Source organism: Pseudomonas sp. TWI923, assembly GCF_039673365.1.
In the GTDB taxonomy this organism is placed as follows: Bacteria; Pseudomonadota; Gammaproteobacteria; order Pseudomonadales; family Pseudomonadaceae; genus Aquipseudomonas; species Aquipseudomonas sichuanensis.
On record NZ_JBDJLM010000004.1, the window covers coordinates 76,753 to 95,041 of the forward strand.

The following is an 18,289-nucleotide window of genomic DNA, read 5'->3' on the forward strand; positions in this document are numbered from 1 at the left end:
GCAAGCCCGCTCCCACAGGTCAGGATGAGCAACTGATCTCCAGATGCTTGCCCCACTCCGGCGGCCGCTCGGCATAAGCCTGCATTCCAGCCTGCTCCTCGAATGGCTTGCTCAACACCTGATGCAGCCGCCGCACCTCACTGTAGTCACCCGCCTCAGCCGCTTCGATGGCCTTCTGCGCCAGGTAGTTGCGCAGCACATACAACGGATTGACCGCATGCATCCGCTCACGCCGCCCCTCGGCGTTACCCGGCTCGCGTTGGCAGCGCGCCAGGTACTCGGCGCCCCAGGCGTCGAAACCGGCCAGGTCGATGAAATCGTCGCGTACCACTTGCAGGGCTTCGGCTACAGGCCGCTCGCCGAGCTTGCGGAAGAACAAGGTGTAGTCCACGCCACCGCTCTGCATGCGCTGCAGCAGGCGTTCGACCAGCGCCATGTCGTCATCTTCGGCCGTCGTCAGGCCCAGGCGGCGGCGCATCAGGTCGAGGTAGTGAGCCTGGTACAGCGGCAGGAACAGCGCCAGCACTTCCTTGAGCGGCTCGACCTCGATCACCGTGGTCAGGGCCTGGGCCAGGGCGCTGAGGTTCCAGTGGGCAATCGGTACCTGGTTGGCGTAGCTGTAGCGGCCACGGTCGTCGGAGTGGTTGCAGATGAAGTTGGCGTCGAAGTCGTCGAGGAAGGCGTAAGGGCCGAAGTCGAAGGTGATGCCGAGGATCGACATGTTGTCGGTGTTCATCACCCCATGGCAGAAGCCATAGGCCTGCCAGCGGGCGATCAGCTCGGCGTTGCGCTCGACGATGGTGCGGAACATGGCCAGGTAGGGCTGCTCGGCGTCGCGGCATTCGGGGTAGTGCTGCTCCAGTACATGGTCGATCAGCACCCGCTGCTGCTCGGGCTGCTTGGTGTAGTAGAAGTATTCGAAGTGGCCGAAGCGCACGTGGCTCTGTGCCAGGCGCAGGAGCATGGCGGCACTTTCGCGGGTTTCGCGCCACACCGGGGTGCTCGAGCCGATCACGCACAGTGCGCGGCTGCTGGGGATGCCCAGGGCGTGCAGGGCTTCGGAGGCGAGGAATTCACGGATCGACGAGCGCAGCACCGCGCGGCCGTCGCCCATGCGCGAGTAGGGGGTCTGGCCGGCGCCCTTGAGGTGCAGGTCCCAGTGCTCACCGGCGTCGTTGACTACTTCGCCCAGCAGCAGGCCGCGGCCATCGCCCAGGCGCGGGTTGTACGAGCCGAACTGGTGGCCGGAATAGACCATTGCCCGCGGGTCGGCCTGCTCCCACAGCTTGTGGCCGCCGAACAGCTCGGCGAACACCGGCAGTTCGGCCTGGGCCGGGTCGAGGTCGAGCAGGGACATGGCCGATGTGCTGGCGACGACCAGGCGCGGCTCGGCAATCGGCTCGGGCAGGACCTGGGTGGAGAAGGCGTCGCCGAGTTGGGCGAAGCGGTTGTCGAAGCTGAGGTGGTCGAGGGACTTCACGGGCTGCTCCTGGATTCGGTGCGATTGGGGCCGCTTTGCGGCCCTTCGCGGGTAAACCCGCTCCCACAGGGATCGCGCTGGCTGTGTGGGAGCGGGTTTACCCGCGAACGAGGGCGCAGCCCTCGCAACAATTCTCGACAGGATAAAGGATCTGAGGCCGGTCAGGCCGGCTCAGTGCCGTCCGGCTTGGGTTTATCCATCGGAATCAACTGCTGCTTGCCGCCTTTGGTATCCATCAAGAACACCTCCACCTGGCGTACCGAGATCTTGATGTCGTGCGCCTTGAACTCGCGATTGATGTAGCGGTTGAGCTCATCGAGCGTCGGGTTGCGGTCGCCCAGGTCGCGCACATGCATGCGCAGCTCATGGTCCAGCGAACTCTCGCCGAAGTTGAGGAAGTACACGATCGGCTCCGGGTCCTTGAGCACCCGCGGGTTCTCGTGGGCGCCCTTGAGCAGGATGTCGCGCACCAGGTCCAGGTCCGAGCCGTAGTCGATGCCCAGTTTCAGCGTTACCCGGGTGACCGTGTCGGTCAGCGACCAGTTGATCAGCTGGCCGGTGATGAAGGTCTTGTTGGGGACGATGATGTCCTTGCGGTCGAAGTCGGTGATGGTGGTGGCGCGGATGCGGATCTTGCTTACCGTGCCGGACAGGTTGCCGATGGTGATGGTGTCGCCGATCCGTACCGGGCGCTCGAAGAGGATCATGATGCCGGAGATGAAGTTGGCGAAGATCTCCTGCATGCCGAAGCCCAGGCCCACCGACAGCGCCGCCACCAGCCATTGCAGCTTGTCCCAGCTGACCCCGAGGGTCGACAGGGTACTGACGATGCCGACCCCGACGATGATGTACGACAGCAGCGTGGTGGTGGCGTAGGCGCTGCCCTGGGCCAGGTTCAACCGCGACAGCACCAGCACTTCGAGCAGGCCCGGCAAGTTGCCGGCCAGGGCGAAGGTGATGCCGACGATCACCAGCGCCCCCAGCAGGTCGCCGAGGCTGATCGGCACCATGCTGGCGGCGGCGCCAGTGCCGCTGGTGTATTCGTAGAGGGTGAAGTTGTTGAGGTACGAGAACACCGAAATCAGGTCTGCCCACACCCAGTACAGGCCGGCGATGAAACCACCCAGCAGGGCCAGGCGGATCAGGCGCAGGGACTGCTGATTGACCTGTTCGATGTCCAGGGTCGGCTCTTCGACCGGTACTTCGCCGTCCAGGCCTTCCTTGACCGCCTGGCGTTTGCTCAGGGCGCGCTGGTAGGCCAGACGCCGTGCCGCCACCGACAGGCCGCGCACGAAGGCAGCCTCGATCACCAGCCAGAACAGCAGCAGGTAGAGGGTGTAGATCAGGCGGTCGGTGAGCTTGAGCGCGGTGTAGTAGTAGCCGAAGCACACCGCCACGAACAGCGCGATAGGCAGTGCGGTGAAGGCCACCCCGACCGCGCGGCGGAACAGCGAGGTGTCGCGGTGCGCCGGGCTGCTCAGCAGCAGGCGGCTGAGCAGCCAGGCCATCAGGGCATAGCAGGCCAGCACCACGCCGATGCCCAGCACGTCGTCGGCCAGTGCCGAGGGCTGGTGCTCGGCCACCGCCACCACGCCCACCAGGGCCAGCACCACGGTACCCAGGCGGCGCACCCAGCCACGCAGGAACTCGACCTGCGGCTTGTGCCAGCGGAAGTGGATCTCGGCCACGCCGCCCGGGGCGAGGATGCGGTAGGCGGTGTAGAACACCAGCCAGGCCTGGGCCAGTTGCCAGAGCGCGGCGCCGAGGTTGGCGTTCTGCCCGCGGGCGTCGATCTGCAGGGCGTAGCTGCCCAGCGCCAGGGCCAGGGCCACCGGCATGGCCAGGAGGATGTTGATCAGGATCGCCTGGGGCGTGTGCCACTGGCTGTCACGCTTGAAGTGGCCGATGTCCTGGTGAACCTTGCCCAGGCGCTGGTACAGGTACTTGCGTCGCCACAGCAGGGCGCCGATCACCAGCAGCAGCGGCAGGAACAGCAGCGGGCGCTGGCTGAGGCCGTCGGCCAGCTCCTTGATCCCCGAGCCCCAGGGCAGGCTGGCGACCTGTTCGGCCAGGCGCTCCGGCACGAAGCGCAGCCATTCCCAGTCCAGCGGCTTGTTGCTGGGGATCCAGAACATCTGCTCATCCAGGGTGGTGCGCAGGTTCTGGGCGGTGCTGAGCAGTTGCTTCTGGTTCAGTTGCAGGGTGATCGATTCGTTGAGCAGCGCGGAGAGTTCGCGGTTCAGGCGCTCTAGCAGGTCGCCGCGGGTGATCGCCACTTCCAGCAGGGCCTTGCGCAACTGCGGTGTGGCCTCTTCCTGCGGCTGGTTGGCCAGCAGCTTGTCCACGTAGCTGGACGGGCTGCTCATCTGCTCGCGTTGCTGGTTGATCTCGAATTGGTACAGGCGGATATCGGCGATCTGGTCGGCCAGGTCGCGGTCGACTTTCAGGTGCGGCAGGGCCTGTTTCTGTTTGTAGAGGATCTTCGACAGCAGCAGGCTGCCCTTGAGCACGTTGATCTGCTCGTCCAGCGCCTGGTCGGCCTGGGTCAGGCTGTCCAGCTGCTGCTTGGTCCTGAGGTTCTGCTGGGTCAGCTCGTTCAGGCGGTCGGTGCTTTTGAGCAGGTAATCCGACAGCTTGAGGTTGGCGGTGCTCTCGTTGGCCAGCACGGTGCTGCCGCCGGCCTTTTGCGCTTCGATCGACTGCTGGGTGACGGCCTGCTGGGATTGGGCCAGGCGCTTGTCGTTGATCAGCGTCTGCAGGTCCTGGATCTCTTGCTCAAGCCGCGCAGCACGGGCGATCAGCAGGTCGTGCCGGGCGTTGCCCAGGTCTTGCAGCTGGCTGTTGGCGGCCAGTTCCTGGCGGCGCAGCAGGGTCAGGGCGTTGAGCGAGGCCAGTTCGGCGTTGAGCTGGTTGCGCAGGTCGCTGGTCAGCGCCTTGCCGCCGTCCTTGCCGCTCTTGAGGCTGTTGTTGATCTGCTGGGCGCGGGTCTGGTTGCTGCTGATCTCGGCCTGGGCCCGTTCGGGCCGGGTCTGCGAGTTGATGATCAGGCTGTTGGCTTCGGACAGGGCTTTTTGCAGCTCGCCCTGCTGGGTGCTGCGCTCGCTGAGCATCTGTTCGAGCTGCGGCACCGTAAGGTTGGCGTAGCGTTGGGCCACGGGTATGGCGCTGGCGCCCTTGAGCTTGATCAGCTCGCGCTGGCTGTCGCGGGTTTCCTGGGGGGCAGTGGCCAGTTGCTGCTTGAGGGCTTCAAGCTTCTGCTCGCTGTCCTCCTTGCTGGCCAGCAGCGCCAGGGTCTGCTCCAGCACTTGCTGCACGGCTTTCTGTTCGGCTTCGGGCAGCTTGCGCTCGGCGATCTTGTCGAGGCTGTTCTGAATGCCCGAGGTGGTCGGGACCTCCGCCGCGGCGGCCGCGAACGAGAGGGTCAGGCACAGCCCCAGCAGGGCTGCGCGGCAGTAATGGCGCAGGGACATAGGCAGGATTCTTGTGCTACGGGGCAAATCGGAGTTTAGAGGAACAAGCCGGGGCCAGGCCGGGTACCTTCGGGGAATCTGACGCCGACTTTCTGGATCTTGTTCCCGTCCATGACCGCGACGGTCCAGATCGTGCCGTGCCATTCGATCTGGTCGCCTACTACTGGAGCGCCTCCGACCTTCTGTCGGATGAACTGCGCCAGCGGCATTTTCGCGTCCAGGCCGTCGAGTTTCAGGCCATAAAGCGCGGCCACCGCGCCCAGTTCGGCATCGCCTTCGAGGACGAAGTCGCCGAAGAAGCGCAGGTCCAGGCCACGTTGCGGTGCCTGGCTGAACAGCTTGCCCAGCGCCGGCAGGTTGTGTTCGTGGCCGATCACGCAGAGCATGTCGCCGACTTCCAGCACGGTACTGCCCGAGGGGTGCAGCAGTTGTTCGCTGCGAAACAGCGCGGCGATGCGCGTGCCCTCGGGCATCTTCAGTTCGCGCAGGGCGGCGCCGATGCACCACTTCTCGGCGCCCAGGCGGTAGACGAACAGTTCCCACTCGCTGGTGATGTGCACTTCCAGCGCCGAGCGCGAAATCGGTGCCGGGTCTGGCGGTACCGTGACCTTGAGCAGCTTGGCCATCCACGGCAGGCTGGTGCCCTGCACCAGCAGCGACACCAGCACGATGAAGAACGCCAGGTTGAAGAACAGCTGCGCGTCCGGCAGGCCGGCCATCAGCGGGAACACCGCGAGGATGATCGGTACCGCGCCGCGCAGGCCGACCCAGCTGATGAAGCCCTTTTCACGGCCGTGGAAGGCCTTGAACGGCAGCAGCGCGGCGACCACCGACAGCGGCCTGGCAACCACGATCATCCACAGCGCCAGGCCCAGTGCCGGCAGGGCGATGGGCAGCAGGTCGTGGGGCGTGACCAAAAGGCCCAGCACCAGGAACATGCCGATCTGCGCAAGCCAGGCCATGCCGTCGAGCATGTGCAGGATGCCGTGGCGGCTGCGTACCGGCTTGTTGCCCAGCACCAGGCCGCACAGGTAGACGGCGAGGAAGCCGCTGCCGTGCAGGGCGTTGGTCAGCGAGAACACCGCAAGGCCGCCGGCTATCACCAGGATCGGGTACAGGCCGCCGGCCAGGTTGATGCGGTTGACCAGTTGCAGCATCAGCCAGCCGCCGCCCAGGCCCAGCAGCGTACCGATGCCGAATTCGCGCAGCAGGTGGGTGAGCAGGCTCCAGTGCAGGCCGGTCTGGCCGCTGGCGATCATGTCGATCAGGGTGACGGTGAGGAACACCGCCATCGGGTCGTTGCTGCCCGACTCGATTTCCAGGGTGGCCGTGACCCGTTCGTTGAGGCCTTTGCCGCCGAGCAGCGAGAACACTGCCGCAGCGTCGGTGGAGCCGACGATGGCGCCGATCAGCAGGCCCTGGATCATGCTCAGGTTGAACAGCCAGGCGGCGACCATGCCGGTCAGCGCGGTAGTGATCATCACGCCCACCGTGGCCAGCGACAGCGCCGGCCACAAGGCTACGCGAAAGCTGGCTACCCGAGTGCGCAGGCCGCCGTCGAGCAGGATCACCGCCAGCGCCAGGTTGCCCACAAGGTAAGCGGTCGGGTAGTTGTTGAAGATGATGCCGCCGCCATCCACGCCGGCGACCATGCCGACGGCGAGGATGATGACCAGGATCGGGATGCCCAGGCGCGATGACAGCGAGCTGACCAGGATACTTGCACCCACCAGCAATGCGCCGATCAAGAACAGGCTGTTGATGGTGCTTGCATCCAAAGGCAGGTACTCCGGGACAGCGGGGGAATGAGGGACGTGCAGCCGTGAACTAGCAGGTCGCGTGCCAATCGATTCTAACCTGATGAATTGGCAGGCTGTAAAGCGTTTCCGCATATGAAAAAAGGCACCTCGAGAGGTGCCTTTTCTTGTGTTGCGTGAAGCTGTGGGAGCGGGCTTGCCCCGCGATGGCGCCCGTCAGGACAGCGGCGTCGCCAGATCCTACGCTATCGCGGGGCAAGCCCGCTCCCACAAAGGCCAATCAAGCCTGCTTCACTTCACGCATCGGCTTGCCCTTCACCGGTGCATCGCCCGCCACGTAGTACTTGGCGGTGCTGCGCGGCAGTGGCTTGCGGCCACGGATCTTGTCGGAGATTTTCTCGGCGATCATGATCGTGGTGGCGTTGAGGTTGCCGGTGATGATCAGCGGCATGATCGACGCGTCGACCACACGCAGGCCCTGCATGCCATGCACGCGGCCTTCGCCATCCACTACCGCCATGTCGTCGGTGCCCATCTTGCACGAGCAGGACGGGTGGAAGGCGGTTTCGGCGTGCTCGCGGATGAACTTGTCCAGCTCTTCGTCGGTTTGCACGTGGGCGCCCGGGCTGATCTCACGACCGCGGTACGGGTCCAGCGCTGGCTGGGCCATGATTTCGCGGGTCAGGCGGATGCCGTCGCGGAACTCTTGCCAGTCCTGCTCGGTGGACATGTAGTTGAACAGGATGCTCGGGTGCTGGCGCGGGTTCTTCGACTTGGCCTGGATGCGACCACGGGCAGGCGAGCGCATGGAGCCCATGTGCGCCTGGAAACCGTGCTCTTTCACGCCGTTGGAGCCGTTGTAGTTAATCGCTACCGGCAGGAAGTGGTACTGGATGTTCGGCCACTTGAACTCAGGGCGAGTACGGATGAAACCACCGGCCTCGAACTGGTTGCTGGCGCCGATGCCGGTGCCGTTGAACATCCACTCGGCGCCAATGGCCGGCTGGTTCCACCACAGCAGCGATGGGTACAGCGACACCGGCTGGGTGCAGGCGTACTGCAGGTACAGCTCCAGGTGGTCCTGCAGGTTCTCGCCGACGCCCGGCAGGTCGTGGACCACCGGGATGTCGAGGCTTTCCAGCAGGGCGCGCGGGCCGACGCCGGAACGCTGCAGCAGCTGCGGCGAGGCGATGGCGCCGGAGCTGACGATGACTTCCTTGCGCGCACGGGCTTCGACACGCTCTTCGCTGTCGCCGACCAGGTAGGTCACGCCAACGGCGCGCTTGCCGTCGAACAGCACGCGGTCGCTCAGGGCGTGGGTGACGATGGTCAGGTTCGGGCGCTTCTTGGCCTGGTCCAGGTAGCCACGGGCGGTGCTGGAGCGGCGGCCGTTCTTGGTCACCGAACGGTCCATCGGGCCGAAGCCTTCCTGCTGGTAGCCGTTCAGGTCTTCGGTGCGCGGGTAGCCGGCTTGCACGCCTGCTTCGACCATGGCGTGGAACAGTGGGTTGTTGCCGGCCTTGGGCGTGGCAACGCTGACCGGGCCTTCGCCGCCGTGGTAGTCGTTGGGGCCGATGTCGCGGGTTTCCGCTTTGCGGAAGTACGGCAGGCAGTCCAGGTAGGTCCAGTCTTCCAGGCCCGGCAGTTCAGCCCAGCCGTCGAAGTCCATGGCGTTGCCGCGGATGTAGCACATGCCGTTGATCAGCGAAGAGCCACCCAGGCCCTTGCCACGGCCACATTCCATGCGGCGGCCGTCCATGAACGGCTCCGGGTCGGTCTCGTAGGCCCAGTTGTAGCGGCGGCCCTGCAGCGGGAAGGCCAGGGCGGCCGGCATCTGGGTGCGGAAGTCGAAGCGGTAGTCGGGGCCGCCGGCTTCCAGCAGCAGGACGGTGACGCTGGCGTCTTCGGTCAGGCGGGTGGCCAGGGTGTTACCGGCCGAGCCGGCACCGACGATGATGTAATCGAATTCATGGGACATGAAAGTACCCTCGTTTGGCGGTGATCAGGGAGCGGAAACGCCCGTGCGCAAGGGCACGGGCGTGGCTGGACAGGGCCTTAGAAGACCGAGTTGTAGCCGCCCAGCTCGACCTGGACCGACTTGATGCGAGTGTATTGAGCCAGCGAGCTGACACCGTTCTCACGGCCGACGCCCGACTGCTTGTAGCCGCCAACCGGCATTTCTGCCGGCGACTCGCCCCAGGCGTTGATCCAGCAGATGCCGGCTTCCAGCTGGTGGATGATGCGGTGGGCGCGGCTGATGTCGTTGGTGCAGACGCCGGCGGCCAGGCCGTATTCGGTGTCGTTGGCACGGCGGATGACTTCTTCCTCGGTCTCGTAGCTGAGGATGCTCATCACTGGGCCGAAGATCTCTTCCTTGACGATGGTCATGTCGTCGGTGCAGTCGGTGAACACGGTCGGGGCAACGAAGGCGCCCTTGGCGAAGTCACCCTCGGTCAGACGCTCGCCGCCGCACAGCACGCGGGCACCTTCTTCTTTGCCCTTGGCGATGTAGCCCAGCACGCTTTCCATGTGGGCGAAGCTGACCAGTGGGCCGAAGTTGGTGTTCTCGTCTTCCGGGTTGCCGACGCGGATGCGGGCAACGCGCTCGGCGATCTTGGCTTCGAAGGCCGCTTTCATCGAGGCAGGGATGAACACGCGGGTGCCGTTGGTGCAGACCTGACCGGAGCTGTAGAAGTTGGCCATCATGGCGATGTCGGCGGCCTTGTCCAGGTCGGCGTCGGCGCAGATGATCAGCGGCGACTTGCCGCCCAGTTCCATGGTGACTTCCTTGAGCGTCGAGCTCGAAGCGCTTGCCATGACTTTCTTGCCGGTGGTGGTGCCGCCGGTGAACGAGACTTTCTCGATGCGCGGGTGTTCGGTCAGCCAGGTGCCGACTTCACGGCCGCTGCCGGTCAGGACGTTGAACACGCCGTTCGGCAGGCCGGCTTCGGTGTAGATCTCGGCCAGTTTCAGGGTGGTCAGCGAGGTGACTTCCGATGGCTTGAAGATCATCGCGTTGCCGGCGGCCAGGGCCGGGGCGGATTTCCACAGGGCGATCTGGATCGGGTAGTTCCACGCGCCGATACCGGCGGTCACGCCCAGCGGCTCGCGGCGGGTGTAGACGAAGGACGACTCGCGCAGCGGGATCTGCTCGCCTTCGATGGCCGGTACCAGGCCTGCGTAGTACTCCAGCACGTCGGCGCCGGTGACGATGTCGACGTAGCGGGTTTCGGAGTACGACTTGCCGGTGTCCAGGGTTTCCAGCTGGGCCAGCTCGTCGTTGCGCTCGCGCAGAATGTCGACGGCGCGGCGCAGGATGCGCGAACGCTGCATGGCAGTCATGGCAGCCCAGACTTTCTGGCCGCGTTCGGCGCTTTCGACGGCCTTCTCGACGTCCGCCTGGGTGGCGCGCTGCACGTGGGCGAGGACTTCGCCGGTGGCCGGGTTGATGGCTTCGAAGGTGGCATCGCTGCCAGCGTCGACGTAAGCGCCATCAATGTAGAGTTTTTGCGTTCCGAAACGGGCCATAGTGTCCTCGCAAGTGCAGTGTGTGGTTGGCTGCCGCGTCACGCTCCTGCCGGTTGGCCAGTGGCTGTGCGCGGTGTTTCAGCGGCCTGGTCGTTGGTGCCCAGGGTGTGCTGTTTAGCCAGTTGTAGATCCATGTATTCGTAAGCAATCCGTATTGCCTGGTCGGTGTCGAATGCGTCACCCGACAAGGCGCCACGCAACCATAGGCCGTCGATCAGGGCCGCCAGCCCGCGGGCAGCCTTGCGCGCATGGTAGAGCGGCAGGGCGCGGCGGAACTGGCAGCACAGGTTGGAATACAGGCGGTGATCGTTGATCCGCTGCAACCTGTGCAAAGACGGCTGGTGCATGCTGGAGGCCCAGAAGGCCAGCCAGGTTTTCATTGCCGGGCCGTTCACCTGGCTCGCATCGAAGTTGCCTTCGATGATCACCTTCAGGTGAGCGCGCGGGCTGTCGTCCGTCAGGGCCTGGCGACGTGCGGCCACGCCCTCGTTGAGCATGCTCATGATGTAGCCCATCGTCGCTGCGATCAGGCCGTTCTTGTCCTGAAAGTAGTGACTGATGATGCCGTTCGACACGCCGGCCAAACGGGCAATCAGCGCAATGCTGGCGTCCCCCAGTCCGACCTGATCGACCGCCTGCAGGGTGGCTTCGATCAACTGCTGGCGGCGGATGGGTTGCATACCGACCTTGGGCATCTTGCTATCTCCTCAGGCCTGCGAGCAGACGACGGGCGGCTGACTCGGCGAAGGCCAGTCTATTTTGTTTTGATTGAACGTTCAATCAATAAAGAATAAGCTCTGCGACAATTTGTGCCATTGACAGTTTTCAAGCGGTCAACGGGACACGGATTGACACCCCAGGAAATCGCGTAACCCCCGGAATACAAGGCGTTGACGGGCATGAGCGATGCAAAGACAGATTCTGCCGAGCGGTCACAGGCTGCGCGGTCGGCCCTTGGAGCGGGCCTGGTGGCTGTGGCGAATGCGCACACTCCTCAACGGAGATGCGGATCGGCGACAGGTCACCCGTCTGTTTTCTTGCAGCGTTTCTAATCGGGATCACGGTTTCCAGGGTGCCTTTTATAACACCTGACGCTGTAGGGCTATTGCACCAATTGCGTCGGACATAACTGTTTAGCCTCCACTGCCGCACTGCCCGGAGCATTCGTGCAATGAGTTCTGCTTCCCTAACCAACCCCCCTGCCGAGCGGGTACGGGTCAACCGCGTGGTGTTCTACACCTCGGCGCTGCTGATCCTCGTTCTGACGGCCTTGCTGATCGCTGTACCCGAAACCGCCGGCCAGGTGCTTGGTGTCGCCCAGAAATGGCTGACCCGTACCTTCGGCTGGTACTACATGCTGGTAATCTGCGGTTACCTGCTGTTCGTCGTTTACCTGGCCTTCTCCGACTACGGCAAGCTCAAGCTGGGCGGCAAGGACGACACCCCCGATTTCAGCTACGGCGCCTGGGCCGGCATGCTGTTCTCCTCCGGCATCGGTATCTCGCTGCTGTACTTCGGCGCGTCCGAGCCGCTGGACCACTACTTCAACCCACCGGAAGGCACGCCTGCCAGCCTCGAGGCCGCGCGCCAGGGCCTGCAACTGACCTTCCTGCACTGGGGCCTGCACGGCTGGGCGATCTACGCCCTGGTGGGCCTGGCCGTGGGCTACTTCGCCTACCGCCACAACCAGCCGCTGGCACTGCGCTCGGCGCTGTACCCGCTGGTCGGTGAGCGTTGGGTCAAGGGCGGTGCCGGCCATGCCGTGGACATCTTCGGCATGTTCGTCACCCTGCTGGGCCTGGTGACCAACCTGGGGATCGGTTCGATGCAGGTGGCCTCGGGCCTCGAGTACCTGTTCGGCATGGACCACAGCAAGACCAACCTGCTGGCGGTGATCCTGACCATGGCCGGCGTGGCCACCATCGCTGCGGTGTCGGGCGTGGAGAACGGCATTCGTCGTTTGTCCAACCTGAACATCCTGCTGTTCAGCGGCCTGCTGATCTTCGTGCTGCTGGCCGGCAACACCTTGCACCTGTTCAACGCCTTCGTGCAGAACATCGGCGATTACCTCAACGGCATCGTGCTGAAGACCTTCGACCTCTATGTGTACGAAGGCGCAGGTGACAAGTCCGAGCGCTGGCTGGGCCTGTGGACCGTGTTCTACTGGGCCTGGTGGATCTCCTGGGGCCCGTTCGTCGGCATGTTCATCGCCCGTATTTCCAAGGGCCGTACCGTGCGTCAGCTGGTCAGCGGCGTGCTGCTGATCCCGCTGGGCTTCACCCTGGCCTGGCTGTCGATCTTCGGTAACACCGCGCTGGACCTGGTGATCAACCAGGGCGCCGTGGAGCTTGGCAAGACTGCGCTCGAACAGCCGTCGATGTCGATCTACCAGTTACTCGAATACTTCCCAGCGTCGAAAATCGTCATCGGTGTAGCGGTGTTCGTCGGCTTCGTGCTGTTCCTCACCCCGGCCGACTCGGGCGCGGTGATGATGGCCAACCTGTCGTGCAAAGGCGGCAAGGTGGACGAAGACGCTCCGCACTGGATGGTGGTGTTCTGGTCGGTGGTGATCACCCTGGTGACCATCGGCCTGCTGTTCGCCGGTAACTTCGAAGCCATGCAGACCATGGTGGTGCTGGCTGGCCTGCCGTTCTCGGTGGTACTGGTGCTGTTCATGTTCGGCCTGATGAAGGCGATGAAGCAGGACGTCGCCGTCGAGAGCGAGCGCGCCGAACTGGCCGCCCGTGGCCGTCGCGGCTTCAGCGAGCGCCTGAGCCAGCTGGACCTGCAGCCGACCCAGGCCGTGGTGCAGCGCTTCATGGACAAGCAGGTCAGCCCGGCGCTCAAGGAAGCCGCCGAACAGCTGCGCACCCTGGGCTTCGAGGTCGAGACCCGTGTTGGCCAGTCGCGCAACATGATGGGCCTGCGGGTGATGATGGAAGAGGGCAACCCCTTCGTCTACGAAGCCAGCCTGGACGGCTACCTGGCCGCGCCGAGCGAGGCGCCGGTCGAAGGCGAGCCAGAGGTGCAGCAGCGCTTCTACCGCGCCGAGGTGTACCTGCACGACGGCAGCCAGGAATACGACCTGATGGGCTTCACCCGCGAGCAGATCGTGCGTGACGTGCTTGATCAGTTCGAAAGCCACCGCCAGTTGTTGGGGCGTGTGTACAGCTGATTGCTGTTGCTGTGAGGCAGAGGCCCGGTTCGAAAGAACCGGGCCTCTTTTGTTTCTTGCAGGTGATCGTTCAGCTGGATGATTAACCTGCGCAGCATTAAGTAGTGCCTCCCGTCTTTCGCGAAATCGCACCCTCGGTGATCCATTCATCACCAAGGGTGACCTCGCATGCCAATCGAAACCAGAACCACACCGGACTACCAGCGCGCGGTGTCGCTGGCGTTCGCTGATCGCCCGACCTTGCGCCAGTTGGCCTCGCAGCAGGCCTTGCAAGTGCTTGCTGCGCGACTACGTGGCATTGCCGACGCCCAGTTACCGGATGCAGGCCCTGTCATCCTGGACATACCCTACGACGGGGCTGTCACTGGCCAGTACCGCCCTTATGATTCCTGGGTCTCGCGGCCACTGGTTGATGCTTTGCTCGATGCCCTGCGTCAGGGCTGCAAGCTGGAGGCGCTGGGATTGGCAGGGGGAAGTTTCTCTGTCCGGGTTGCACCGCCATATTTCATGCGTGATGCCGCCGGCGAGTCGTTGGAGTTTGTCTCGGTAGCTGTGGACGGTGTGCTGGCTGAGCTGAACCAACTGGTGTCGACACTGCCAGACCGGTTTCGCCAGGCTCAGGTCGACTACTGGGCGGCCGTCGGCTTCCATGGCGTTAGCCGGGATCGCTGGCTTGCGCAGGTCATCAAGTCGACCCTGCTGCAAAGCCTGCCTCTGCAAGACCTCAATGCCCAGCAACGTGACTGCGTGTTGGGGCTGCTCAAGGGAGGGGCTCAGCTACCTTCGGTGTTCAGCGTCGAAGTGCAACTGAACGATGGCGGTGACAGCGTCAACCAGTTGCAGACGCAACTGCTCGTGCGCGGCGAGTGGGATGAAGGCGAGCAGGTGCTGTGGTGCGCCCCCAGCGGGGTGGTCAAAGGGTTTTCCGGCTACGATGCCTTCGCCATGGCATTGCGCGATGAGTTGGCCGAGACCCAGCGTTTCACCTCGTTGACTTGGCGCCGCCATGAATGCACTGGCGATGTGTTTGCCGTGCAATGCGCCCTTTTGCTTGAGCGCATGCTAGGCCAGGTGGATCGCTGGCAGGTTTCGACGTTCGATGATGTGGCGTCGATGGAGCAATTCTATTTGGGCGTCAGCGACCCTGCGCAGTGGTTCATCGCCGGTTATCACGCTGCGGACGAGGCCGGCGTCTCGACGCCATTTGGGCTCTACCGCGCGCAGGCACAAGACAAGTTTGCGTTCCAGTGCGGGCTGTTCGAGCTGGCTCTGGCGCAGGCCGAGTCGCTAGGCAGCTCTGCCCTCGATGGTGTCGAAGACCTGCACAGCTACACCGATGCGCAGCTCAGGCAGCAGATGTTGCTGGATCAACCCGATGAAGCGAACTACCACGGCAACGACCTGCTGCTGACCCTGACCACTGCGCGGGGCGTGCCGGGAGGGGCGGGCGTGGGCCCTGGGGATGGCGTCATCGAAACCCGCAGCATCACGCTGACCGAGTTCGCCATCGGCAACCTGAGCGCGCTGGGCGATGCAGTGATCACCAAGATCGAGCATCGTGAAAAGCAACTGATCGCCCCCTGGTTGACTGCCGACTATCTACGATCACTGGTCGAGCGCGTGGACATCGGCGCTCGCTACCCCAGCTATGTGTCCGAGCAGCTCGACCCTGCCCTGCAGCCGGAGCGGGTCACCCGCTTTGCCCGCGAATGGCGCTGCTCCCTGCTGTTCACTGCCCTGGGCGCCAAGCTGGGCGGCACGCTGGGTGAGGCAGGCCTGCAAGCTATCGTCGACTATTGTGCTGGGCGGGTAGATGCCCAGCGTCCCAGAACCACGCTTATGCCGCTGGCGTTTCAGCGCGCGGAGGATCATCCGGCCCCGGATCTGGTCATGGGCATGTTCGTGCTGCACTCGGTCGAGCCGTTTTCGTTGGTGCTTTATCGGCCGCTTTACGGCCAGCAGGCCTTGACCGAGTTCTCGGGGTTCGAGGCGCTGATGGCGGCGATTCGCGACGATAAGGCGCTTGGCGAAAGTGTCCTGCAATGGCTCGATCCCCAGGCTCGTCCGGTGTACGACCATGGTGGGTTCTTCGAGCCACACCTGGGGACACCGATCATTGATACCTCGCTGTCACCGGCCCGGGCAGATCCGCCGACCTTGGCCCGGCTGCCCTGGGTCGTGGAAGTCGATCGGCTGATGTACGACGCCAACCGTCGCTTGCTGGTCGAGTTGGCTGGCCGGCAATCGGTCTCTACTCGCCAGAGCCGCTGGGCCTTGTTACAGCGGGGCGCCTGGTTGCTGTTCGATGTGGCCACGCTGTTGCTGCGCGGGCCGATTGCCACGGTCGCCTGGCTGGCGCAGTCGGTGCTGGGGGTTGTGCACGATACGCAGGCATTCTCCGAGGGCAGCGAGTTCGAGCGCAGCGCGGCGGTGGTGGATGTGCTGCTGAATCTGGGCATGGCGCTGGCGCATGTACGCTTGCCGACGACCGATCTTGTCGGGCCGCCGCACGTGGTTAAACCACTGCCACGGCTTGCCTTGGCCAGCACTGACAGCCGGCTGGCGGTAATGCCCGTACAAGGCGAGGCGTCCCAGCTGGCCAGCCGTTCGAGTCAGGTGCTGGATTTCTCCTGGCGAGGCGCACAGGGGGTCAATGTGCTGACCTCCCAGGAGCGCAGGTCGCTTCGCGGTCTGGCTTCGGTCGTGGATCTGACGGGGGTGTCGCAGGAGGCCTCGGGGACCTATCAGGTGCAGGGCCGGCATTACCTCTTGCTTGCCGGTGATACCTACCAGGTCGAATTGCTGGGAAGCGCTGCACGCATCGTGGGGCCGCAGGATGCGCATGGGCCCTGGCTTGTACGGGAGCAGGGAGACTGGCGCATCGATACCAGGTTGCGACTGGCGGGGGGCGGGCCTAAGGGGCGTCTGGAGCTGACGCAACAGAAGAACAAGAGCGACTTCGAGCAGTTGAACCAGCGCCAGAACGCGTTGCTTGCAGAGCGCAACATCCTGGGTGATTTTTTCGCAGCGAGCAAGGACAAGTCCAAGGCCAAGGAAGCAGAACTCGATCGACTGCGTCAGCAGGCCAAGTTGATCACCGATCCTGGCCTGGCAGATAAGTTCGATCAGCGGATCGCCAGGGTCAAGGGAGAAGTTGCCAGTGCGAAGGCGCTTGTCATGGATGACCTCAAGAAGTTGCTGGACTACACCGTAAGGTTGGATGACGTGCTGACTTCAATGACTGAGCAGCGCTTTGCATCTCAGGCTTTGATCGCTGTGCTTCCCCGTCAGCGTGGCGTCATACGTCATGATTTGATCAGTTACGGCGTGGCGCTCTACAACGAGACCGTGGAGCGGGTTAACGAGGTAGATCTGCCTGGTGTGCTCAATGGTATGGCCGCCAAGCCGGAGGGTGCCGAACAGCTGGAGCGTTATCGGTTTGCCAGGGCGCAGTTGGAAAAAGTGCTGAGCTGGCAGCTGGATCTGATCGAAATCTCCGAGGTGCTGGATGTGCTGGCCGAGAGCTTGCCGAAAGACGGTATCGTGCTATGGGACGCGGCGCTTGATGCGAGGGTGGAGAAGCGTGAAGTCCTGCAGTCCCTGCAAGAAAGCCGCAAGCTCAGCGGCGTCGGTTTGCGCCTGCGGAGCTTGCTGGATCTTGGTGAGCTGAGCCTGGATCGTGTGGCCCCGGTGGAAGAGCGGGAATTGATCCAGGCGCTGGATTATCTGGCCGGGGACGAGCTCAAGAGCGCAGGCGCCGCCCATGAAAGGGTGATCACTGCCGACGGCCTGTCATTGACCACTCAACAGCAGGTGCTGGGTAGCACCTTGCAGACCTACCGGAGCACCCGAGTGCGCTTGGATTATCTGGCCGAAACCTGTCCCGAGCTGTTGGTAGAGGCCAAGGTCGGGCAATACAAGGACGTGCTGCACAGGCTGACCAGCCAGGCCGAACAACTGCTTGCGCAGGTGGTGCGCGAGCTTGAGCTATCGATACCGGCGCAGCCCAGGACGCGTCTTTATGCCCAGCGCCCTGGCACCTTGCGCATGGCGCGTACCTATGACGGGCGCAGTGTGGTGGGCGCGGAAGTCGAGGTCTCTGGCGAGCGGGTTGTCCAGCAGCATGATGTCACTGGTCGGCAGGTGCTGCGCACGTTCCGCCAGGACGGCGATACGTTCGTCGAGCAACGTCCTGCCGTGGAGGAGGAGCAAGGCAGCGAGGCAACGGTCGATACTGGTCACGCCAGGGGTAAAGCCAGGGCCGCGTTGAGGCAGGTCAGCGGTGTGATCAGCCTGGTGCGCCAGTATGCCGAGGCACTAGACCCCTTTGGTATCCGTACCATCATCGCCAATCATGTCAGCCAGCTAAAGGAGGCTGAGCAGCTGCTGGCGCGGGCTGGCATCGAAAGTGAGTTCGGCAGTCGTCTGGCCGACGACATCGAGCGGCTGGAATCGGTGCAGCGGGACTACCTGATTTCCACTTACACCTCGACCAGTCATCCTTCGGCCAGCGGCCTCAGGTTCCTGGTTGAACAGGAGCAGGTTCGTATCACGCGGACCGTGAGCCGCAAGCCACTGGGGGGCCGTGATTTTCTCGACGTGTTCGAGATCAGACGCGTGCCTGCGCCCGGCAAGGCCAAAGGTATGGGGCTATGGGAAGCGCACTTCCACTACCCGGCCGCCGACACGCCTGCGCGGGCGTTCAGCAAGGGGCACCTCAAACTGTGGGCGCAGCGCGCGCTGGGGCGAGAGGCGCAGCTGCGCGCGGCTGCCAGCACCGGTGAACTGCTGGCCATCTATCGCGGTAACCTGCGCTGGGCGGATGTCGAGGGCGTGATTCCTTTCGAGTGAAGGGCTGGCGCGTATTAGGGCGCGTGTA

8 protein-coding genes are annotated in these 18,289 nt (G+C 64.0%); 2 read left to right on the top strand and 6 right to left on the bottom strand.

Annotated features, from left to right (window positions below):
* Positions 1–19: 19 nt before the first annotated feature.
* The 6 genes from ABE459_RS03210 to betI all read right to left on the bottom strand — a co-directional run bounded on the left by ABE459_RS03210 (position 20) and on the right by betI (position 10,930).
* Positions 20–1,480: a protein adenylyltransferase SelO gene (locus ABE459_RS03210; RefSeq protein ID WP_323830766.1), complete on the bottom strand. Its 1,461-nt coding sequence runs from the start codon at positions 1,478–1,480 to the stop codon at positions 20–22.
* A gap of 161 nt (positions 1,481–1,641) precedes the next feature.
* Complete coding sequence (mscK, locus tag ABE459_RS03215; protein ID WP_258705270.1) at positions 1,642–4,950, bottom strand: mechanosensitive channel MscK; 3,309 nt, start codon at positions 4,948–4,950, stop codon at positions 1,642–1,644.
* 35 nt (positions 4,951–4,985) lie between these two features.
* Entirely contained in the window at positions 4,986–6,728 is a 1,743-nt protein-coding gene (locus tag ABE459_RS03220; RefSeq protein WP_110995330.1) for a potassium/proton antiporter, read from the bottom strand.
* Positions 6,729–6,987: 259 nt separating this feature from the next.
* Positions 6,988–8,685, bottom strand: a complete 1,698-nt coding sequence (gene betA, locus ABE459_RS03225; protein ID WP_323830765.1) for a choline dehydrogenase — start codon at positions 8,683–8,685, stop codon at positions 6,988–6,990.
* A gap of 77 nt (positions 8,686–8,762) precedes the next feature.
* Positions 8,763–10,235: a betaine-aldehyde dehydrogenase gene (gene betB / locus ABE459_RS03230; RefSeq protein WP_125465883.1), complete on the bottom strand. Its 1,473-nt coding sequence runs from the start codon at positions 10,233–10,235 to the stop codon at positions 8,763–8,765.
* Positions 10,236–10,273: 38 nt separating this feature from the next.
* Positions 10,274–10,930, bottom strand: a complete 657-nt coding sequence (gene betI / locus ABE459_RS03235) for a transcriptional regulator BetI (protein ID WP_125465882.1) — start codon at positions 10,928–10,930, stop codon at positions 10,274–10,276.
* A 533-nt stretch (positions 10,931–11,463) separates the two neighbouring features.
* Between betI and ABE459_RS03240 the strand changes: the two genes are divergently transcribed.
* Together ABE459_RS03240 and ABE459_RS03245 are read left to right on the top strand one after the other, a co-directional pair.
* Complete coding sequence (locus tag ABE459_RS03240; protein WP_223277233.1) at positions 11,464–13,410, top strand: BCCT family transporter; 1,947 nt, start codon at positions 11,464–11,466, stop codon at positions 13,408–13,410.
* A gap of 168 nt (positions 13,411–13,578) precedes the next feature.
* Positions 13,579–18,261 (top strand): DUF6543 domain-containing protein, encoded by a 4,683-nt coding sequence (locus ABE459_RS03245; RefSeq protein WP_346647913.1) that lies wholly within the window; start codon positions 13,579–13,581, stop codon positions 18,259–18,261.
* The last annotated feature ends 28 nt before the right edge of the window (positions 18,262–18,289 follow it).